The 19,442-nt window shown below is 72.2% G+C and carries 20 protein-coding genes; 7 read left to right on the top strand and 13 right to left on the bottom strand.

The annotated features are described in order from the left end of the window. The first annotated feature begins 25 nt into the window (after positions 1-25). Positions 26-1,111, top strand: a complete 1,086-nt coding sequence (locus C1I99_RS06430) for a DUF3866 family protein (protein ID WP_111133280.1) — start codon at positions 26-28, stop codon at positions 1,109-1,111. Between the two features lies 1 nt (position 1,112). Here C1I99_RS06430 and C1I99_RS06425 read toward each other — a convergent pair whose 3' ends face one another. The 5 genes from C1I99_RS06425 to rfbA all read right to left on the bottom strand — a co-directional run bounded on the left by C1I99_RS06425 (position 1,113) and on the right by rfbA (position 4,999). Further along, positions 1,113-1,640, bottom strand: coding sequence for a DUF421 domain-containing protein (locus C1I99_RS06425; protein WP_111133279.1), 528 nt, complete (start codon positions 1,638-1,640; stop codon positions 1,113-1,115). 138 nt (positions 1,641-1,778) lie between these two features. Beyond that, positions 1,779-1,964 carry a hypothetical protein gene (locus C1I99_RS06420; protein ID WP_111133278.1) on the bottom strand — a complete coding sequence of 62 codons (186 nt, stop codon included), beginning with the start codon at positions 1,962-1,964 and terminating at the stop codon, positions 1,779-1,781. A gap of 67 nt (positions 1,965-2,031) precedes the next feature. Next, positions 2,032-3,390 carry a Pup--protein ligase gene (pafA, locus tag C1I99_RS06415; RefSeq protein WP_088993761.1) on the bottom strand — a complete coding sequence of 453 codons (1,359 nt, stop codon included), beginning with the start codon at positions 3,388-3,390 and terminating at the stop codon, positions 2,032-2,034. Between the two features lie 68 nt (positions 3,391-3,458). Then, the gene (gene rfbC / locus C1I99_RS06410; RefSeq protein ID WP_111133277.1) at positions 3,459-4,082 is read right to left on the bottom strand and encodes a dTDP-4-dehydrorhamnose 3,5-epimerase; all 624 of its coding nucleotides are present in this window, start codon (positions 4,080-4,082) and stop codon (positions 3,459-3,461) included. Further along, positions 4,079-4,999, bottom strand: a complete 921-nt coding sequence (gene rfbA / locus C1I99_RS06405) for a glucose-1-phosphate thymidylyltransferase RfbA (RefSeq protein WP_111133276.1) — start codon at positions 4,997-4,999, stop codon at positions 4,079-4,081. The genes rfbC and rfbA overlap by 4 nt, the downstream gene beginning before the upstream one ends. 87 nt (positions 5,000-5,086) lie before the next feature. Here rfbA and rfbB point away from each other — a divergent pair, with 87 nt between their 5' ends. From rfbB to C1I99_RS06375, 6 genes are read left to right on the top strand one after another with little or no spacing between them, the layout of a single operon-like run. Further along, complete coding sequence (gene rfbB, locus C1I99_RS06400) at positions 5,087-6,088, top strand: dTDP-glucose 4,6-dehydratase (protein WP_111133275.1); 1,002 nt, start codon at positions 5,087-5,089, stop codon at positions 6,086-6,088. Beyond that, positions 6,085-6,972 (top strand): dTDP-4-dehydrorhamnose reductase, encoded by an 888-nt coding sequence (gene rfbD, locus C1I99_RS06395; RefSeq protein ID WP_111133301.1) that lies wholly within the window; start codon positions 6,085-6,087, stop codon positions 6,970-6,972. The genes rfbB and rfbD overlap by 4 nt, the downstream gene beginning before the upstream one ends. Then, the gene (locus C1I99_RS06390) at positions 6,969-7,340 is read left to right on the top strand and encodes a DUF2304 domain-containing protein (RefSeq protein WP_111133274.1); all 372 of its coding nucleotides are present in this window, start codon (positions 6,969-6,971) and stop codon (positions 7,338-7,340) included. Before rfbD ends, C1I99_RS06390 begins: the two co-directional genes overlap by 4 nt. Next, positions 7,333-8,034, top strand: coding sequence for a glycosyltransferase family 2 protein (locus tag C1I99_RS06385; RefSeq protein WP_111133273.1), 702 nt, complete (start codon positions 7,333-7,335; stop codon positions 8,032-8,034). Before C1I99_RS06390 ends, C1I99_RS06385 begins: the two co-directional genes overlap by 8 nt. Then, the gene (locus C1I99_RS06380) at positions 8,034-9,347 is read left to right on the top strand and encodes a polysaccharide biosynthesis protein (RefSeq protein WP_233512366.1); all 1,314 of its coding nucleotides are present in this window, start codon (positions 8,034-8,036) and stop codon (positions 9,345-9,347) included. Before C1I99_RS06385 ends, C1I99_RS06380 begins: the two co-directional genes overlap by 1 nt. Beyond that, a complete protein-coding gene (locus C1I99_RS06375) occupies positions 9,344-10,369 on the top strand; it encodes a glycosyltransferase family 2 protein (protein ID WP_111133272.1) in 1,026 nt (341 codons plus the stop codon). The genes C1I99_RS06380 and C1I99_RS06375 overlap by 4 nt, the downstream gene beginning before the upstream one ends. Positions 10,370-10,397: 28 nt before the next feature. Here C1I99_RS06375 and C1I99_RS06370 read toward each other — a convergent pair whose 3' ends face one another. From C1I99_RS06370 to arc, 8 genes are all read right to left on the bottom strand, one after another. Beyond that, on the bottom strand, positions 10,398-11,195 hold the full coding sequence (locus C1I99_RS06370) for a hypothetical protein (protein WP_199562009.1): 798 nt from the start codon (positions 11,193-11,195) through the stop codon (positions 10,398-10,400). 189 nt (positions 11,196-11,384) lie between these two features. Next, a complete protein-coding gene (gene prcA / locus C1I99_RS06365) occupies positions 11,385-12,215 on the bottom strand; it encodes a proteasome subunit alpha (RefSeq protein WP_111133270.1) in 831 nt (276 codons plus the stop codon). Between the two features lie 61 nt (positions 12,216-12,276). Further along, complete coding sequence (prcB, locus tag C1I99_RS06360; RefSeq protein ID WP_199562008.1) at positions 12,277-13,116, bottom strand: proteasome subunit beta; 840 nt, start codon at positions 13,114-13,116, stop codon at positions 12,277-12,279. Continuing rightward, positions 13,035-13,298, bottom strand: coding sequence for an endonuclease VII domain-containing protein (locus C1I99_RS06355; protein ID WP_233512368.1), 264 nt, complete (start codon positions 13,296-13,298; stop codon positions 13,035-13,037). Before C1I99_RS06355 ends, prcB begins: the two co-directional genes overlap by 82 nt. A 65-nt stretch (positions 13,299-13,363) precedes the next feature. Next, the gene (locus C1I99_RS06350; RefSeq protein WP_111133268.1) at positions 13,364-13,579 is read right to left on the bottom strand and encodes a ubiquitin-like protein Pup; all 216 of its coding nucleotides are present in this window, start codon (positions 13,577-13,579) and stop codon (positions 13,364-13,366) included. A gap of 169 nt (positions 13,580-13,748) precedes the next feature. After that, positions 13,749-15,266, bottom strand: a complete 1,518-nt coding sequence (dop, locus tag C1I99_RS06345; protein WP_111133267.1) for a depupylase/deamidase Dop — start codon at positions 15,264-15,266, stop codon at positions 13,749-13,751. A gap of 57 nt (positions 15,267-15,323) precedes the next feature. Then, on the bottom strand, positions 15,324-17,396 hold the full coding sequence (locus tag C1I99_RS06340) for a hypothetical protein (protein WP_199562007.1): 2,073 nt from the start codon (positions 17,394-17,396) through the stop codon (positions 15,324-15,326). 147 nt (positions 17,397-17,543) lie between these two features. Continuing rightward, positions 17,544-19,325, bottom strand: a complete 1,782-nt coding sequence (arc, locus tag C1I99_RS06335) for a proteasome ATPase (RefSeq protein WP_111133266.1) — start codon at positions 19,323-19,325, stop codon at positions 17,544-17,546. Between the last annotated feature and the right edge of the window lie 117 nt (positions 19,326-19,442).

Raw genomic sequence — 19,442 nt, 5'->3', positions numbered from 1 at the left:
CGGGCGACGGCGCTAGCGTGCCGGCATGGTGCGATGGCGGGCGGGGACCGTGACGGCGGTGCGGCGGGAGTGGGCCGGGGCGGTGGAGCTCGACGTCGCGCTGCCCGACGGCACCACCATGCGCGCGCTGGCCTACCCGGAGCTGGTCGGCCGGCCCGGTGCCGGCGACCGGGTGCTGCTCAACGCCGGCGCACTGCTGATGGGCCTGGGCACCGGCGGCTACGCCCTGGTGGTGGCGCTGCCCGACCGGTTACCGCCGGACCCGCCGCGGGCGCTGGACAGCCGGGACGCCGGCCACCTGGTCAAGGCCCGCTACACCCCGTTGCAGCCGATCCTGCTCGGCGTCGACGAGGAGGCGTCCCCGCACCGGGAGGTGCTCGCCGCGGCCGACGACCTGGACGGCCTGCCGGTGGTCACCGCCGACCTGCACTCCGCGCTGCCGGCGATCCTGGCCGGCATCCGCGCCGACGCCCCGCACGCCCGGGTGGCGTACGTGCTGACCGACGGTGGGGCGCTGCCGGCCTGGTTCTCCCGCACCCTCGCCGGGCTGCGCGGCGAACTGGCCGGCACGGTCTCGGTCGGGCAGGCGTTCGGCGGGGACCTGGAGGCGAGCACCGTGCACAGCGGCCTGCTGGCCGCCCGGCACGTGCTGCGCGCCGACGTGGCCGTGGTCGCCCAGGGCCCGGGCAACCTGGGCACCGGCACCCGGTGGGGCTTCTCCGGGGTCGCCGTCGGGGAGGCGGTCAACGCCATCGCCACGCTGGGCGGTCGCCCGGTCGGGTCGCTGCGGATCTCCGACGCCGACCCCCGGCCGCGGCACCGGGGGGTGTCCCACCACAGCCTCACCGCGTACGGCCGGGTGGCGCTCGCCCCGGCCGACCTGGTGGTGCCCGACGGCCTCGACCCGGCGCTGGCCGCCGCGGTGGACGCGGCGCTGGCGCCGCTGGCGGCGCGGCACACCGTCGTCCGGGTCCCGGTCGACGGGCTGGACGCCGCGCTGCGGGCCAGCCCGGTGCCGCTGTCGACGATGGGCCGGGGGCTGGACGCCGACCACGCCTACTTCCTGACCGCCGCGGCGGCCGGCCGGCACGCCGCCCGGATCGCCGGCTGACTCAGGGGAAGCCGCGCTGCCCTGGCCGGCGCCGGGGCTCCTCCTGGCCGCCGCGGGTGATGACGCTGAGCTGCCCGTCGGACTCCATCCGGACCTCCCGCACGTCGGCCAGGTCGTCGACGCCCTGCTCGCGCAGCTGCCCGCGCAGCTCCGCTTCACTGATCAGTTCCCGGCGCATGTTGCGCCACAGGATCCGCCCGTCGCGGACCAGCACCAGGGGGTCGGGCCGGATCAGCTGGGCCGCGACCGGCCACCGGAAGGCCACGAAATCGAGCAGGTACGACCAGCCGATGATCACGGCGACCAGCAGCACCCCGTCGGTGACCGAGCGGTAGTCGTCGGCCATTCCGTTCTGGGCGGCGTCGGCGAGCAGCACGATGACCAGCAGGTCGGTGACGCCCGTGGTGCCGCTCTCCCGCCTCATGATGACCCGCAACAGCACGAACAGCGCCAGGTACATGACGCTGCCCCGGATGGCCGTCTCCAGCAGCGGGGTGTCCGGGACGAACAGGTTCCGCCAGTCGGTCACGGCGCCCGGCTACCCGTGCACACAGCTCCCACGCCTCGCCGGACCGGACACCCGTGGCGTCGGCGCACCGGGCGATGGGCGGCACCGGCTCGGACAGGTCAGGCACGGGGACCCGCCAGCGAGACGTGGCCGGCGTGGTCAGGCCATGAAGATCAGGGTCAGCCAGGCGCCGACGATCAGCACCAGCGCGAGCGCCAGCACCCAGGTGGGCACCGTGTACTCCCCGCGCCGGTTCCGCTCGATCTCGGCACGGATCTTCTCGCGGCGGCGCTCGACCCAGTTCTGCCGCGCTCGGCCGTTCTCGGGGGGTTCGGGAGTCGTCATGGCGCGATCAGCCTACCGGGCCACCCGGCCCGGCGGCGGTGGCCGCCGCCGGGGGTGCGGGAGCCCGTCACATACTGGCGATCAGCCGCTCGACCCGCTCGTCGTACGCCCGGAACGGGTCCTTGCACAGCACGGTGCGCTGCGCCTGGTCGTTGAGCTTCAGGTGCACCCAGTCGACGGTGAAGTCGCGCCGCTTCTCCTGGGCGTGCCGGATGAACTCCCCGCGCAGCCGCGCCCGGGTGGTCTGCGGCGGAGTCTCCTTGGCCTCGAAGATCTCCGGGTCGGTGGCCACCCGGTCGACCTCGCCCCGGCGCTCCAGCAGCCCGTAGAGGCCGCGACCCCGACGCAGGTCGTGGTAGGCGAGATCCATCTGGGCGACCCGGGGGTGCGACAGGGGCAGGTCGTGCTTGCGCTGGTAGCGCTCGATCAGCCGCAGCTTGGTCACCCAGTCGATCTCCCGGGCCACCGGCTCCAGGTCACCGGTTTCCACCGCGCGCAGCACCCGGCCCCACAGCTCCACCACCCGCTTCGCGGTCTGGTCGCCGCCGCGCCGCTCCACGAACTCGGTCGCCTTCGCCAGGTATTCCTGCTGGATCTCCAGCGCGCTGACCTCCTTGCCGGAGGCCAGCCGCACCTTGCGCCGGCCGGTGATGTCGTGGGACACCTCCCGGATCGCCCGGATCGGGTTCTCCAGGGTCAGGTCGCGCATCACCACCCCGGCCTCGATCATCCGCAGCACGATGTCGGCCGTGCCGACCTTCAGCAGCGTGGTGACCTCGTTCATGTTCGAGTCGCCGACGATGACGTGCAGCCGGCGGTAGCGCTCGGCGTCGGCGTGCGGCTCGTCGCGGGTGTTGATGATCGGCCGGCTGCGGGTGGTCGCCGAGGAGACCCCCTCCCAGATGTGCTCGGCGCGCTGCGACAGGCAGTAGACCGCGCCGCGCGGGGTCTGCAGCACCTTGCCCGCCCCGCAGATCAACTGCCGGGTGACCAGGAACGGGATCAGCACGTCGGCCAGTCGGCCGAACTCGCCGTGCCGGGAGACGAGGTAGTTCTCGTGGCAGCCGTACGAGTTGCCGGCCGAGTCGGTGTTGTTCTTGAACAGGTAGATCTCACCGGCGATGCCCTCGTCGTGCAGCCGCTTCTCCGCGTCGACGAGCAGCCCCTCCAGGATCCGCTCGCCGGCCCGGTCGTGGGCGACCAGGTCGACCACCGAGTCGCACTCCGGGGTGGCGTACTCCGGGTGCGACCCGACGTCGAGGTAGAGCCGGGCGCCGTTGCGCAGGAACACGTTGCTCGACCGGCCCCACGACACCACCCGGCGGAACAGGTACCGGGCGACCTCGTCCGGGGACAACCGCCGCTGCCCCCGGTAGGTGCAGGTGACGCCGTACTCGGTCTCGAGGCCGAAGATTCGCCGCTCCATGATGAGACATTAGCCGTCCGGAGGCCCCGTCCGTCACTGTCACACCACAGGTGGTGCGCCCCGGGCGATCAAATCCCGTCCGAGTACGACATTCCGTCCGGCCGCAGCCCCGCCACGAACGACCGGCAGGCCTCGTACTCCGGCAGCAGCCCGGCCCCGCGCGCGTGCGCGAGGGTGGGCGCGGCGGCGTCCCGGGCGGACAGCCGCGGCGTCTCGGCCGGCCACTCGATGCCCAGCTCCTCGTCCAGCGGGTGCACCGCGTGCTCGCCCGAGGGGTTGTAGGTGGTGGAGCAGAGGTAGTTCAGTGTGGCGTCGTCGGTCAGCGCGCAGAACCCGTGCCCGAGCCCCTCGCCGAGGTAGACCGCCCGGCGGTCGGCGTCGTCCAGCCGCACCGCCTCCCAACGCCCGAAGGTGGGCGAGCCGAGGCGCAGGTCCACCACCACGTCCAGCACCGCGCCGCGCACGCAGGTGATGTACTTCGCCTGCCCGGGCGGGACGTCGGCGAAGTGGATGCCACGCACCACGCCACGCGCGGAGACCGACATGTTGGCCTGGGCCAGGCGCAGTGGATGCCCCACCGCCTCGGCGAGCCGGTCGAAGCGGTACCACTCCATGAACATCCCGCGCGCGTCGCCGTGCTGCTGCGGGGTGATCTCCCAGGCGCCCTCGATGCTCAGCGGTCGGATCTTCACCGGTCCACCTCCGTCCGCGCCCGCCGCGTGCTCATCGGGGCACCCCCTCGCCTGTGCTCGGCCAGCAGGCCGAGCAGGTAGTCACCGTAGCCGCTCTTGGTCAACGGCTCGGCCAGGGCGCGCAGCTGGTCGTCGTCGATCAGGCCGGCCCGCCAGGCCACCTCCTCGACGCAGCCGATCTTCATGCCCTGCCGTTCCTCGATCACCCGCACGAACTCCGCGGCCTGCATCATCGAGGCGAAGGTGCCGGTGTCCAGCCAGGCGGTGCCCCGGTCGAGCACCGTCACCGACAGCTCACCGATCTCCCGGTACGCCTCGTTGACCGCGGTGATCTCCAGCTCGCCGCGCGGGCTGGGGGTGAGCTTGCGGGCGATGTCGACCACCCGGTTGTCGTAGAAGTACAGCCCCGGCACCGCATAGCGGGACTTCGGCCGGGCCGGCTTCTCCTCGATGGAGAGCACCTTGCCGTCGGCGTCGAAGTCGACCACCCCGTACGCCTCCGGGTTGGCCACCGGGTAGGCGAACACGCGTCCGCCGACCGGCTCGCCGTGGGCGGCGAGCTGCCGGCCCAGGCCCACCCCGTAGAAGATGTTGTCGCCCAGGATCAGCGCCACCGAGTCGTCCCCGATGAAGTCCGCGCCGAGCACGAATGCCTGGGCGATGCCCTCCGGGCGGGCCTGGCTGACGTACTCCAGCCGCAGGCCCCACTGGCTGCCGTCGCCCAGCAGCCGCCGGAACTGGCTCTGGTCCTCGGGCGTGGTGATCACCAGGATCTCCCGGACGCCGGACATCACCAGCGTGGAGAGCGGGTAGTAGATCATCGGCTTGTCGAAGACCGGCATCAGCTGCTTGGACACCGCCCTGGTGATCGGCCAGAGCCGGGACCCGGTGCCGCCGGCGAGTAGGATTCCGCGCACCCGGGGAGCCTACCGGGACCGCCCCGAACCGGACGCCGGGGTCGCGTCCCCCGCTTCCCGCACCGCTTCGCGTACACTTCCGGACCCGTGAGGATCCTCGTCACCGGCGGAGCCGGATTCATCGGGTCGGAGTACGTACGCATGCTGCTGGGCAAGCCGCTCGGCAGCGCCACGGGCGTACCCGCGCTCGAACCGGCCACCGTGACCGTGCTGGACAAGCTGACCTACTCGGGCAACCTGGCCAACCTCAACCCGGTGCGCGACGACCCCCGGCTGCGCTTCGTGCCGGGCGACATCTGCGACCCGGCACTGGTCGACGAGGTCGTCGCCGGTCACGACGTGATCGTGCACTTCGCCGCCGAGTCGCACGTCGACCGCTCGATCGCCGGCGCCGCGCCGTTCGTCACCACCAACGTGCTGGGCACCCAGACGCTGCTCGACGCCGCGCTGCGGCACGGCACCGGCCGGTTCGTGCACGTCTCCACCGACGAGGTGTACGGCTCGATCGACTCCGGCTCCTGGACGGAGACCTGGCCGCTGGCGCCGAACTCGCCATACTCCGCCTCCAAGGCCGGCTCGGACCTGCTCGCCCTGGCCTACCACCGCACCCACGGCATGGACGTGGTGCTCACCCGCTGCTCCAACAACTACGGCCCGTACCAGTTCCCGGAGAAGGTCATCCCGCTGTTCGTCACCAACCTGCTCGACGGCGGGACGGTGCCGCTCTACGGCGACGGCGGCAACGTCCGCGACTGGCTGCACGTGCACGACCACTGCCGGGGCATCGCCCTGGTGCAGCAGAAGGGCCGTGCCGGCGAGGTCTACAACATCGGCGGCGGCACCGAGCTGACCAACAAGGAACTCACCGGCCGGCTGCTGGAGGCCTGCGGCGCCGGCTGGGACCGGGTCGTCCCGGTCGCCGACCGCAAGGGCCACGACCGCCGCTACTCGCTGGACATCACCAAGATCAGCCAGGAGCTGGGGTACGCCCCGAGCATCGACCTCGACCGCGGCCTGGCCGAGACGGTGCAGTGGTACCAGGACAACCGCACCTGGTGGGAGCCGCTGAAGTCGGCACCGGCCGCATGAGCCGGATACTCGTCACCGGCGCGGGCGGCATGCTCGGCCGGGACCTGCTCGGCGTGCTCGACGCCCGGCCGGACCTCGCCGTGACCGCCGCCACCCGCACCGACCTGGACATCACCGACGCCGCCGCCGTGCGGGCCGCGGTCACCGGCCACGACGTGGTGCTCAACGCCGCCGCCTGGACCGACGTCGACGCCGCCGAGGAGCAGGAGGAGGCCGCCACCGCCGTCAACGGCGACGGCGTCGCCCACCTCGCGCAGGCGTGCGCCGACACCGGGGCCCGGCTGATCCACGTCTCCACCGACTACGTCTTCCCCGGCAACGCCGACCAGCCGTACGCCGAGAACGCGCCGACCGCGCCGGTCAACGCGTACGGCCGCTCGAAGCTGGCCGGGGAGCGGGCCGTCACCCGGCTGCTGCCCGACGCCGGCATGATCGTCCGTACCGCCTGGCTCTACGGCGCGCACGGACCCAACTTCGTCGCCACCATGCTCCGCCTGGCCGAGCAGCGCGAGCAGCTCGACGTGGTCGACGACCAGCACGGCCAGCCCACCTGGTCGTACGCCCTGGCGGCGCAGCTGGTGGCGCTCGCCGACGCGGCGCTGGCCGGCCGGGCCGCCCCCGGCGTCTACCACGGCACCTGCTCCGGCCGGACCACCTGGTACGGGCTGGCCCGGGCGGTGTTCGCCCTGCGCGGGCTCGACCCGGCGCGGATCCGGCCCACCACCAGCGACCGGTTTCGCCGTCCCGCCCCCAGGCCGGCGTACAGTGTGCTAGGGCACGGCCGGTGGGCCGCCGCGGCTCTGCCACCCCTGCCGGACTGGCACACCACACTGGCCGACGCATTCGCCTCCGCCACTCCACCCGCCCCGTGGAAGGTCGCATGAAGCTCACCCTCATCACCGGCTTGACCGGCCTGCTGCTGCTGGCCACCATCGTCGAGCTGTTGCGCCGCCGTCAGCTCCGCGAAAAGTACGCCATGCTCTGGCTCGGCGTGCTGCTCATCGTGATCCCGCTGTCGCTGTTCCCCCGGCTGCTGGACAACGTCGCCGGCTTCTTCGGCGTGGTTTCCGGCGTCAGCCTCGTCCTCTTCCTCGGCATCGTCTTCCTGCTGCTGGTGTGCATCCACCTGAGCTGGGAGGTCAGCGCCCTGGAAGAGGAGACCCGCACCCTGGCCGAAGACTTCGCCCTACTCCGCGCGCAGATCGACGCCGAGCGGGCGGCCCGAGACGAACTGGTGTCCAGCGATGGTTAACGGCAAGCGCGTACTGATCATCATCCCGGCGCTCAACGAGTCGGGCTCGATCGCCGACGTGGTCGGCGAGGTCCGCGGCGAGCTGCCCGGCGTGGAAGTGCTGGTCGTCGACGACGGCTCCACCGACCGCACCGCGGCCGTCGCCGCCGCCGCCGGCGCGCGGGTGGCGAAGCTCCCCTACAACCTCGGCGTCGGCGGCGCCATGCGGCTGGGCTACCGCTACGCCCGCGACAACGGCTACGACGTGGCCATCCAGATCGACGCCGACGGCCAGCACGACCCCCGGTACGTACCGAAGCTGGTCGACCTGCTCGACGACAACGACCTGGTCATCGGCGCCCGCTTCGCCGGCGAGGGCGACTACAGCGTCCGCGGCCCCCGCCGCTGGGCCATGGTCATGCTCTCCGCGGTGCTCTCCAAGGTCGCCAGGACCAAGCTCACCGACACCACCTCCGGGTTCCGCGCCGCCAACCGGCGGGTGATCGAAATGTTCGCCGGCTGGTACCCGGCCGAGTACCTCGGTGACACCGTCGAGACGCTGGTGCACACCGCGCGCCGCGGCTACAAGATCCGCCAGGTCCCGGTGGCCATGCGCAAGCGGATGGCCGGCACCCCCAGCCACTCCCCCGCCAAGGCCATGATCTACCTCGGCCGGGCGTTCGCGGTGCTCACCCTGGCGCTCATCCGCCGGTGATGCGACGACTGGTCAACCTCGTCCCGCCCGGCACCCTCGCCGTGGGTGCCGGGCTGGCCCTGCTGGGGCTGGCCTCCTACGTCCACCTCGCGGTCGCCGGCCACAGCCTCACCGAGGCCGACTACAGCTCCCTGTCGGTGCTCTGGTCGATCGTGTTCACCCTCGGCATCGGCGTGTTCCTGCCGGTCGAGCAGGAGGTCGCCCGGGTCGTCGCCGCCCGCCGCAGCCAGGGGCTGCCGCCCGGGCCGGTGCTGGCCCGGGGCGCCGCCCTCGCCGCCGGGGTCCTCGCGCTGATGGTGCTCGCGGTCGCCGCCGCGTACCGGCCGCTCGCCGACCGACTCTTCGCCGGCGACGGCAGCATGGTCCTGGTGCTGATCGGGGCGCTCGCCGCGATGGCGGTCGCCTACACCACCCGCGGCGTCCTCTCCGGCCTGCAGCTCTTCCCCTGGTACGGCGGCCAGCTCGGCGTCGACGGCGGGCTGCGCATCGGCATGGTCGCCCTGCTCGGGCTCACCGGCGTCACCTCGCCCCTGTGGTACGGGCTGGTGCTGGTAATCGCCCCGCTGGCCGGCGTCCTGCTCACCCTCCCGCCGGTGCTGCGCGCCGTCGGTGGCGGCGTGCCGGTCGCCTGGAGCGCACTGCTGCGCGGCCTCGGGCTGCTCACCGTCTCCAGCCTGCTCTCCCAGGTCGTGGTCAACGTCGGAGTGATCAACGTACGGCTGCTCGACCCGTCCGACGTCGCCACCGCGGGGGCGCTGCTCTCCGCGCTCGTGCTGGTGCGCATCCCGCTGTTCGTCTTCGCCTCGCTGCAGGCGTCGCTCCTGCCCGGGCTGGCCACCTCGGCCACCACCGGTGACCACGCTGCCTTCCACGGCCTGCTGCGCAGGGCGCTGGGCGTCGTGACCGCGCTGGGCCTCCTCGGCGGACTCGGCGCCGTCCTGCTCGGTCCCTGGCTGGTGCGGGCCCTCTTCGACGCCCCGGACGTGCTCGGCCACGGCGACTTCGCCTGGCTGGCCGTGGCCACCCTCGCCTACCTCTGGGCGATGGTGCTCGGCCAGGCCCTGCTCGCGCTCGACCGGCACCGGGCGCAGGCCGTCGCCTGGACCGTGGGCGTGGCCGCGCTGATCGTCGCAACCCTGGCGCCGCTGTCGGTCGCACTGCGGGTGGAGCTCGGCTACACCGTCGGCTCCGTCGTGGTGGCCGCCACCATGGCTGTCCTGCTGCGTGGCGCCGGCCGCCCCGTCCCCGCCGCACACCCGCCCCTCGAGGCCGTCGCGCCCAGCGTGACCGGCGTAACCGGAGGCATCCGATGAACCGACCAACCGTCACCGCGGTGATGCTCGCCTACGGCGCCGAGCCGTGGCTGGTCGACGCCGCCCGGGCCGTACTGGCCAGCACCGACGTCGACATCGAGCTGATCGTGGTCGACAACGGCTGCACCGGCGACGGCATCGACATCGTCAAGGGCTTCCCCGGTGTCCGGGTGCTGCGCCCCGAGGAGAACACCGGCTACGCCGGCGGCTGCCGCGTCGGCGCCGCCGAGGCCACCGGCGACTGGCTCGCGTTCGTCAACTCCGACGCCGTTGTCGCGCCGGACGCCCTGGCCAAGACCGTCGCGGTGGCCGCCGAACCGGGCGTCGGTGCCGCCATGGCCTCCATCCGCCTCGCCGACGCGCCCGAACTGATCAACACCTCCGGCAATCCGCTGCACTTCACCGGCCTGTCCTGGGCCGGCGGCAACGGCGAACCGGCCAGCGCCCACGCCCGGCGCACCCGCGTGCCGTCGCTCAGCGGCTGCTGCTTCGTCATCAGCCGGCAGCTCTGGCAGCAACTCGACGGCTTCGCCGCGGAGTACTTCGCCTACCACGAGGACACCGAACTCAGCCTCCGGCTGTGGCAGCGCGGGCTGCGCCTGGAGTACGTGCCGGACGCCGTCGTGCGGCACCACTACGAGTTTTCCCGCAACAACCTCAAGCTCTACCTGGTCGAACGGAACCGGCTGGTCACCCTGCTCACCGCGTACGAGGCGCGCACCCTGGTGGTGCTCGCCCCCGTGCTGCTGCTCACCGAGGCCGCCATGCTCGCCGCCGCGCTCGCCGGCGGCTGGACCAAGCAGAAGGTGCGCGGCTGGGGCTGGCTGTGGCGCAACCGCGGCTGGGTCCGCGCCCGCCGCCGGCAGCTGCAGACCGAGCGGACCGTCCCGGACGGCGTGATCGCCGAGCTGATGACCGCCCGGGTGGCCCCGTCGAACGTCGACTCGCCTCCCGGCATGGGCGTCTTCAACGCGGTCGCCGCCGGCTACTGGGCGCTGGCCAAGCCGCTGCTCCGCCGCTGACCGCGCGGTGTTTCGGCCAGCCCGCCGCTCACGATCGGCTGGCGGTGAGCAGCAGCGGGGTGGTGACCCCGTGCCGGGCGCTCAGGTCGGCGAGGAAGCCGCCCAGCCAGCCGAGGGCATCCAGTGACCACTCGGCGAGCGTCCCGTGGAAGGTCGCCCGGTGCAGCGACGGGCCGTTCCAGAAGCTGTCGTCGAACGGAGGCCGCATCGTCAGCGGATCGTGATCGGTCAGGGAGTGCGACTCGCACCCGAACACGTCCTGGTCCAGCCGCCTCATCCGCTCCCGCATCTGCGGCGCCGCCGAGGGGATGGACGGAGCCTGGCCGCTGTCCAGCGTGACCCGCACCGGCGTCCTTGACTGCGGGTCACCGCCGCCGAACCAGCCGGCGGTGAGCAGCGACGGCATCCGGGCGCACTCCTGGCGCGACGAGGTGTCAAGTCCCTGGACGGGCAGCAACACCTGCACCGCCCGCAGCCTCAGGGCGCCGATCCGCGCCGCCGCGTCACCCGCGCAGCGCAGGAACGGCTGCACCGGCAGCGGCCGGTCGCCGGACACCGGTTCGACCCCCACCTGAAACCACGCGACCAGCGACGCCTCGGCAGCAGCGAGCGGATGGTCTTCCCCGGCGTCGTTCATGCCCCACAGGCCCGCCGCCCCGAGCTCTCTCTCGTCGGTGCCCGCGGCGGTCTTCCGGACAGCCGTGTCGGTGTCGTCAAGCCACCCCATGGCAAGCGACCTCTCGTGGAACAGGAAGTACGCGTCCTGGTCGGCGTCCGGGTCCCGCCACGGATGCGGCGCCAGCTCCCCGTACAGCGCCGCGAACATGGTGCCCACCGGCGAGCGGACACCGGGCGCCAAGCCAGGGCGCGCTTCCTCGCTGTTGCCGGTCAACCGGCTCCCTGTCGATCGATCCTCCACCCCCGGCGGCGTCAGCCGCCGAGGCGCCACGTCGTCGCGCTGTGAAACGCGTACGCCGGGGCCCGGACGACCCGAACCCCGGCGCGGCGTGACGGTTTACTCGCCGGCCCGGTCGCCCGGCTTGTCCTCCAGGTCGGCGGAGCCGGCGGAGCTGACCGGCTTGTGCCCCTCCTCCGTCGGCGTCGTCGGCTTCTCCGGGCCGCCCGCGGCGGCCGGCTCCGCGGCGACGCCCCCGTCCAGCAGCGCGGTCAGCGCGGCCCCGGTGATCCGCCGGAACGTCCGGCCCACCCGGCGCCGGTCCAGGACCGCCACCTCCAGCTGGTTCGCCGCGATGCTGCGGGCGGCGCCACCCTCGCCCCCGACGCTGCCCAGCGCCTGCACCGCGACCTTCACCGCGTCACCGAGCGACATGTCCGGACGGTGGTGCGACTTGAGCACGCCGGTGATCGCCTCGGCCTGCCCGCCCATCGCCATCCGGCCCGGCTCGTCGTTCACCGAGCCGTCGTAGGTGAGCCGGTAGATCTCGTCGTCCTCGGCGGTGGCCCCGACCTGCGCCACGCAGATCTCCACCTCGAACGGCTTGGACTGCTCCGTGAAGATCGCACCGAGGGTCTGCGCGAAAGCGTTCGCCAGCCCCCGGCCGGTCACGTCCCGCCGGTCGTAGCTCAACCCGTTCAGGTCGGCCATCCGCACGCCCGCGCGGCGCAGGTTCTCGAACTCGTTGTATCGGCCGACGGCGGCGAAGCCGATCCGGTCGTAGATCTCGCTGACCTTGTGCAGGGCGCTGGAGAGGTTCTCGGCGACGAAGAGCACCCCGCCCTCGTAGCTCAGGACCACCGCGCTGCGGCCCCGGGCGATGCCCTTACGGGCCAGCTCGGAGCGGTCGCGCATGATCTGCTCGGGCGAGGCGTAGAACTGCATGGCCACGGCGGCGGTTCTCCTTAGGGCGCTGTGCGGACGACTGCTGACTGGTGCGGGCGGGAGCGGATCAGCCGCCCGGGTTCTCCATCCGGCCGGAGACCACGCGCTCGGCGATCGCCGCCGTCTCGGCGTCGGTGAGCCGGTGGGTGCCCTCCGCCGTCGCGGTCATCACCACCGGGTAGATCCGCCGGGTCAGGTCCGGACCGCCGGTGGCGGTGTCGTCGTCGGCCGCGTCGTAGAGCGCCTCAACCGCGAGCCCGACCGCGTCGTCGATCGACAGGCCGGCCCGGAAGCGCTTCTTCAGGGCCGACCTGGCGAACAGCGACCCGGAGCCGATCGCGTCGTAGCCCGTCTCCTCGTAGGGGCCGCCGGTGACGTCGAAGCTGAAGATCCGGCCGGCCTTCGCCGGGTCGCTCGCCGCCAGGTCGAAGCCGGCGAACAACGGGATGACCGCCAGCCCCTGCATCGCCGCGCCCAGGTTGCCCCGGATCATCGAGGCGAGTCGGTTAGCCTTGCCGTCCAGCGAGAGCATCGCGCCCTCGATCTTCTCGTAGTGCTCCAGCTCCACCTGGAACAGTCGCATCAGCTCGATGCCGACGCCGGCGGTGCCCGCGATGCCCACCAGCGAGTACGCGTCGGCCGGGTGCACCTTCTCCATGTCCCGCTGGGCGATCAGGTTGCCCATGGTGGCCCGCCGGTCGCCGGCCATCACCACGCCACCGGCGGCGGCGATGGCCACGATGGTCGTCGCGTGCGGCGCCATGTCGGCGGCCATGCCCGGCGGCAGCGGCCGTCGGCCGGGCAACATCTCAGGGGCCACCTTGCTCAGGAACGAGGTGAAGGAGGACGTCCCCGCGTTGGTGAACACATCTGGTAGACGCCCGGATGGATCAAAACCCGCTGCCACGTGGTTCCTCTCAGATACGTGATCGCCCCAGCCAGCCGCGACTGATCGCCACGGAACTGGCCAAGACCACCGTTGCAGTTGAAGCAGAGTATCCCGCGCACCCACCCGGCGCGATGATCGTGGTCCAGATGTTGCGGGTCGGCGGCGCCACAGATCGCGCACCCGCCGCCCTGCTCGGCCAGGAGCTCGTCGACCTCCCGCTGCCCCGCGCCATGGCGCCGCCGGAGGTCAGATTACCCCTATATGCCTACTCTCCGCCTTTCTGTACATAGCCCCGGACGAATTCCTCTGCGTTCTCCTCCAGGACGGAGTCGATCTCGTCGAGCAGGTCGTCGACGTCCTCGGTGATCTCGGCGTGCCGCTCGGCGACCTCCGGGTTCGCCTCGGTGGTGACGTCCTCGATCTCCTCGCCCTGCCGGGACTTGCCGGTCTGCGACTGGCCGCCGCTGTCACGAGTGGCCATTGCTGCCTCCTCCACGATCGTCTGCGACGAACTTACCTCGCGGGAGCGACGAAAGGCCCGCCGCGCGCCGGGCGGGCACGCGGCGGGCCACCGTCGGTGTCCGAAGCCCATCGGCACGCCGAACCGCTGGGCGCGCCCGGGCGGGCACGCCACGGGCCACCAGAGGCGGTCAGCCGCCGGTGAGGGTCTCCAGCAGGTCCTTGGCGCTGGGGCAGCGGTCGAAGAGCGCCCCGACGTGCTTGCGGGTGCCGCGCTCCGGCTCCATCATCGGCACCCGCACCAGCGACTCCCGTCCGACGTCGAAAATGACCGAGTCCCAGCTGGCGGCAACCACCTCGGAGGCGTACTTGGCCAGGCAGCGGCCCCGGAAGTAGGCCCGGGTGTCCTCCGGCGGCTCGGTCATCGCGGTGCGCGACTCCTCGTCGGTCAGCAGCGTCCTCATCGCGCCCCGGGAGACCAGCCGGTGGTACAGGCCCTTCTCCGGGCGCACGTCGGAGTACTGCAGGTCGACCAGTTGCAGCTTGTGCGAGCCCCAGCCGAGCTTCTCCCGCTCCCGGTAGCCCTCCAGCAGCCGCAGCTTGGCCACCCAGTCCAGCTCGTCGGCGCAGAGCATGACGTCGCGGCCGAGCCGGTCCAGCACGCTCTCCCAACGGGCCAGCACGTCGGTGGTCTGCTCGTCCACGTCGGCGCCGTAACGGTCGTCCACGAAGGACCTCACCCGCTCGTAGTACGCCCACTGCACGTCCAGGGCGGTCAGCCGCCGGCCGTCGCGCAGCCGCATGAGGTGGGTCAGGGACGGGTCGTGGCTGACCGCGCGCAGCTCACTGACCGGGTCGGCGATGCCGAGGTCCCCGCCGAGCGCCTTCTCCTCGATCATGGTGAGGATCAGCGCGGTGGTACCGACCTTGAGGTACGTGGAGATCTCCGACAGGTTGGCGTCGCCGATGATGACGTGCAGCCGCCGGTACTTGTCGGCGTCCGCGTGCGGCTCGTCGCGGGTGTTGATGATGGGCCGCTTGAGGGTGGTCTCCAGGCCGACCTCGACCTCGAAGAAGTCGGCGCGCTGAGAGATCTGGAAGCCGCTCTGGCCGCCATCCTGGCCGATGCCGACCCGGCCGGCGCCGCAGACCACCTGGCGGGTCACGAAGAACGGCGTCAGGTACGCCACGATGTCGGCGAACGGCGTCTGCCGCCGCATCAGGTAGTTCTCGTGCGCACCGTAGCTGGCACCCTTGTTGTCGGTGTTGTTCTTGTAGAGGTGGATCGGGTGGGTGCCGGGGATGGTGGCGGCGCGGCGGGCTGCCTCGACCATCACCCGCTCCCCCGCCTTGTCCCAGCGCACCAGGTCGCGCGGGTTGGTCACCTCGGGGGTGGAGTACTCGGGGTGCGCGTGGTCGACGTAGAGCCGGGCGCCGTTGGTGAGTATCACGTTGGCCAGGCCGAGGTCCTCGTCGGCGAGGGCTTCGGCCGGGTCGTAGGCGGCGCCGGAGTAGGTGAAGCCGCGCGCGTCGCGCAGCGGTGACTCCTCCTCGTAGTCCCACCGGGCCCGGCCGCCACGGTTGAGCTCTGGGCGGGCACCGTAGGCGTTGACCACCTGCGAGGAGGTGACCATCGGGTTGGCCCCGGCCTGGCCGGGCACGGAGATGCCGTACTCGACCTCGGTGCCCATGATCCGTCTTACGCTCATCGACCTACCCGCTTCGCTCGCCCGACCGGTCCCCCGTCCAGTCGAGCGTAGTCGGCCTCAGCGCGCCGGGGGGCATGCAGGCTCGGCCCGGGACGGTGTCGCGGGCCCGGTGTTCGGCGCGGCCCTGGCGGGGGCGGGCGGGAGCACGTCGCAGTCGGGGACGGTGAGGGGAACCGAGTTCACCCGGTGACGCAGCTCGGGTTCCCGACGGAGCATCCCCTGGACGCGCCGCTCCGCCCTCGGGTCGGCGGTGATGAACCGGATCGGCCCGGAGATCCGCTGGACGATCAGGCGGGTGCGATCGGGTTCGACGAACTCCATGTTGTAGACACCGGACTCGGTGCGCGCGGTGGTGCCCTGCAGGGCCGAGAGACACAGCGTCTCGACGTAGCCGCGGTACGGGCCGCGGTCCAGGACGATGGTGGTGGTGCCGGGCTGGTCGGGGAAGCGCCGCTGCGCTTCGGCGCAGATCCAGGCTTCCCGGGACGGCAGGTGCAGATCCTGGTGGACCCAGCGCTGCGTCCAGGTCCGCTCGTGGGCCACGAGCAGGCTCGGGTGCCATCCGGTGACCCCGCAGAGGGCGACGGCCACGACCATGGCGGCGACCGCGCCCAGCACGCCGGTGACGCTGGCGCCGACCGCGCGCGGGGACCAGCCGCGGCGCGGCGCCGGCAGCAGCCGGACGACGGCCGCGGTGCCGACCGCGAGCAGCGCGGTGGCCAGGTGGGCCGACTTGCTGAAGTAGTAGCCGGGCTCCGCACCGGTGGAGGTGTTGTACCAGGCGATGCCGAGCGGCAGGGCGACACCGATCGCGGAGATCAGCAGCCAGCGACGCCAGGTGGGATCGGCGCGGCCGACCTGCCCGAGCAGGGCGACGCCGACGATGCCACCGAGCCAGATCAGGGCACGCCAGCTCTCGGTGAGCGCCCCGATGCCGGACCCGGCGTCCAGCGCCTCGGTCTGCCCGGCCCGCAGTACGCCGAGCAGCGGGGCGACGAGGGCGAGGGTGGCCCCGGCGAGCCCGACGGTCAGGACGGTGGCCCAGCGGCGCAGCGCCTCCCGCCAGTGCCCGACGATCCAGCAGAGCACCAGCACGGCGGCGGGAGGGAGGAAGAGGTAGTAGGTGAAGCCGACGGCGACCAGCAGGGCGGTCAGCAGGGTGAACTGCTCGCGGGTGCCGGCCACCGGGCGGCCGACGAGGGTGGCGAGGAGCACGGTGAGCGCGAGCCCGAGAGTCTCGCTCGGGTAGCCGGAGACCAGCGTGCGGGGCAGCTGGGTGCCGAGGACGAGCGCGCAGACCACGACGGTGAGCGCGCCGCGGTGCAGCGGATGGATGGGGCCGGCGATCCGCTGCGCGGCCCAGACCAGCGCCAGCACCAGGAAGCCGAAGCTGGCCATAGTCCAGAAGCCGTAGTGGCCCACGGCCCCGGGACCGCGCGGGGTGACCCCGACGGGCACGAGGAAACCGTCGAGCATGGCGGTGACCAGGTGCCAGCCCTGCGGATAGTAGAGGAGCTGGGAGAGGATCTGGTCACGAGCGGCGACCGGGTCGACGAAGGCGTACCCGCCGAGGCGGCCGACGACGTCGAAGAGGGCCAGGTGTCGCCAGTTGTCCTCGCCGCGACCGAGGATGGACAGCTGGCCGGCGAGGTCGTGGGCGCGCCGCCAGGGCCCGCTCAGGTAGACCATCATCCCGGCGGTGCCGGCGAGCGGGAACAGGTCGCCCCAGCCGGGGCGTGGGAGCCGGGGGCGGCGGCGGAGCGCGGTGGCGGCGAGGACGAGCACGCTGAGAGCCACGCCGGTCAGCGGCACCGGCCGCATCCCCCAGGGCCAGACCGTGAAGAGCAGGCCACCGGCGGTGGCCGCGCCGAGCAGCAGGGCGACCGCGAGGACCAGCCGGTCGAGGAGGGAACGCCCGCCGCGTAGCAGGCTGGCCGTGCCCAGCAGCACCAGCGCGGGCAGCAGCGAGTCGGCGTTCAGGGCGTGCGCGAGGAGGGGCAGGAGCCAGGCGGCGGAGAGCGCCCCGGCGACGGCCCCGAGGCCGCGCCAGCGGCGTCGGGGCGGCGCGGGCGCCTGCGCGTCCACGGCCGCCGTGCTCGGCGGCTCGGCGACGGTGAGTTCGGACGGCACAGGCTCCTCTGGCAGGGTCGACGGCGGCGTGGGAAGTCTACCGACGAGTCCGGCATATCGCCTGGAGGGACCGGGCCACCGGTGGAACGTGTCAAGACGTGACGGAAGGGCCCGCGACGTGCGCCGGGGGCCCTTCCGTGTCGTCGGCTACAGGTACTGGCCGGTGTTGTTGGCGGTCTCGATGGACCGGCCGGCCTCCGCGCCCTTGCCGCCGGAGACGAGTGTGCGGATGTAGACGATCCGCTCGCCCTTCTTGCCGGAGATCCGGGCCCAGTCGTCGGGGTTGGTGGTGTTGGGCAGGTCTTCGTTCTCGCGGAACTCGTCGACGCACGCGTCGAGGAGGTGCTGCAGGCGCAGCCCCTTGCGGCCGGAGGTGAGGAACTCCTTGATGGCCATCTTCTTGCCCCGGTCGACGATGTTCTGAATCATCGCGCCCGAGTTGAAGTCCTTGAAGTAGAGGACTTCCTTGTCGCCGTTGGCGTAGGTGACCTCGAGGAAGCGGTTCTCCTCGGTCTCCGAGTACATCCGCAGCACGACCGCGTCGATCATGGCCGCGACGGTGGCCTGGGGGTCGCCGCCGTGCTCGGCCAGGTCGTCCGGGTGCAGGGGCAGCCCGGGCAGGATGTACTTCGAGAAGATGTCCTTGGCCGCCTCGGCGTCCGGCCGCTCGATTTTGATCTTCACGTCGAGCCGGCCGGGGCGCAGGATCGCCGGGTCGATCATGTCCTCCCGGTTGGAGGCGCCGATGACGATGACGTTCTCCAGCCCCTCGACGCCGTCGATCTCGCTGAGCAGCTGCGGAACGATGGTGTTCTCCACGTCAGAGGAGACGCCGGAGCCGCGGGTGCGGAAGACCGAGTCCATCTCGTCGAAGAACACGATCACCGGGGTGCCCTCGCCGGCCTTCTCCCGGGCCCGCTGGAAGATCAGCCGGATGTGCCGCTCGGTCTCGCCGACGTACTTGTTGAGCAGCTCAGGGCCCTTGATGTTGAGGAAGTAGCTGGTGTGCTTCTCCTCGCCCCGCCGCTCGGCGATCTTCTTGGCCAGGGAGTTGGCCACCGCCTTGGCGATCAGGGTCTTGCCGCAGCCGGGCGGGCCGTAGAGCAGGATGCCCTTGGGCGGCCGGAGCTGGTGCTCGCGGAACAGGTCGGCGTGCAGGAACGGCAGCTCCACGGCGTCGCGGATCTGCTCGATCTGCGACTGGAGGCCACCGATGTCGGTGTAGTCGACGTCGGGCACCTCCTCCAGTACGAGCTCCTCGACCTCGCTCTTGGGGATCCGCTCGTACGCGTACGCCGAGCGGGGCTCGATCATGAGCGAGTCACCGGCCCTGATCGGCACCCCGATCAGGGTCTCGGCGAGGTGCACGATCCGCTCCTCGTCGGAGTGCGAGACCACCAGCGCCCGGTCACCCGGGGCGCCGCCGGGGCCCGCGAGGACCTCCTTGAGCATCACCACCTCGCCGACCCGCTCGTAGCCGAACGCGTCGACGATGTTGAGGGCGTCGTTGAGCAGGACCTCCTGGCCGCGCCGCAGCTCGGCCACGTCGAGCGAGGGCGAGACGGCCACCCGGAGCTTGCGGCCGCCGGTGAAGACGTCCACCGTCCCGTCGTCGTGCCGCGCCAGGAAGACGCCGTAGCCACTCGGCGGTTGCGCGAGGCGGTCGATCTCCTCCTTGAGCGTCACGATCTGCGCGCGAGCCTCCTTGAGGGTGCTCACGAGCCGGTCGTTGTTCTCGGTCAGCCGCGCCAACTGTGCCTGCGTGGCCGCCAGCCGCTCTTCGAGCTGCCGGACGTGTCGGGGGCTTTCGGTCAACTTGCGCCGCACCAGAGCGAGTTCCTCTTGCAGGAACGCGACCTGCGTGGAGAGATCGTGGGCCTCCTTCTCCCACCGTGCGGCGCGCGAGTCCGCGTCGTCGCTGCGTGCCACGTCCCACCTCCCCGGGGGCTTGAACGTTCTGCCCTAACACTAGCCGCTATGAGGCCGATTCGGTCCCACGCAACGCCCTCGTCACCGAACCTTGATCGCCAAGGGTGGGGCGGGGGG

Source organism: Micromonospora deserti (assembly GCF_003236335.1).
GTDB lineage: Bacteria > Actinomycetota > Actinomycetes > Mycobacteriales > Micromonosporaceae > Micromonospora > Micromonospora deserti.
This window is presented reverse-complemented; position numbering and strand designations above follow the sequence as displayed.

What these genes read in the sequence shown, in the direction of transcription:
- rfbD (WP_111133301.1), top strand. Translation starts at nt 6,085, where the DNA reads ATGAGCCGGATACTCGTCACCGGCGCGGGCGGCATGCTCGGCCGGGAC.
- C1I99_RS06385 (WP_111133273.1), top strand. Translation starts at nt 7,333, where the DNA reads ATGGTTAACGGCAAGCGCGTACTGATCATCATCCCGGCGCTCAACGAG.
- C1I99_RS06420 (WP_111133278.1), bottom strand. Translation starts at nt 1,964, where the DNA reads ATGACGACTCCCGAACCCCCCGAGAACGGCCGAGCGCGGCAGAACTGG.
- C1I99_RS06350 (WP_111133268.1), bottom strand. Translation starts at nt 13,579, where the DNA reads ATGGCCACTCGTGACAGCGGCGGCCAGTCGCAGACCGGCAAGTCCCGG.
- C1I99_RS06390 (WP_111133274.1), top strand. Translation starts at nt 6,969, where the DNA reads ATGAAGCTCACCCTCATCACCGGCTTGACCGGCCTGCTGCTGCTGGCC.
- C1I99_RS06375 (WP_111133272.1), top strand. Translation starts at nt 9,344, where the DNA reads ATGAACCGACCAACCGTCACCGCGGTGATGCTCGCCTACGGCGCCGAG.
- C1I99_RS06380 (WP_233512366.1), top strand. Translation starts at nt 8,034, where the DNA reads ATGCGACGACTGGTCAACCTCGTCCCGCCCGGCACCCTCGCCGTGGGT.
- C1I99_RS06370 (WP_199562009.1), bottom strand. Translation starts at nt 11,195, where the DNA reads ATGTTCGCGGCGCTGTACGGGGAGCTGGCGCCGCATCCGTGGCGGGAC.
- dop (WP_111133267.1), bottom strand. Translation starts at nt 15,266, where the DNA reads ATGAGCGTAAGACGGATCATGGGCACCGAGGTCGAGTACGGCATCTCC.
- C1I99_RS06430 (WP_111133280.1), top strand. Translation starts at nt 26, where the DNA reads ATGGTGCGATGGCGGGCGGGGACCGTGACGGCGGTGCGGCGGGAGTGG.
- pafA (WP_088993761.1), bottom strand. Translation starts at nt 3,390, where the DNA reads ATGGAGCGGCGAATCTTCGGCCTCGAGACCGAGTACGGCGTCACCTGC.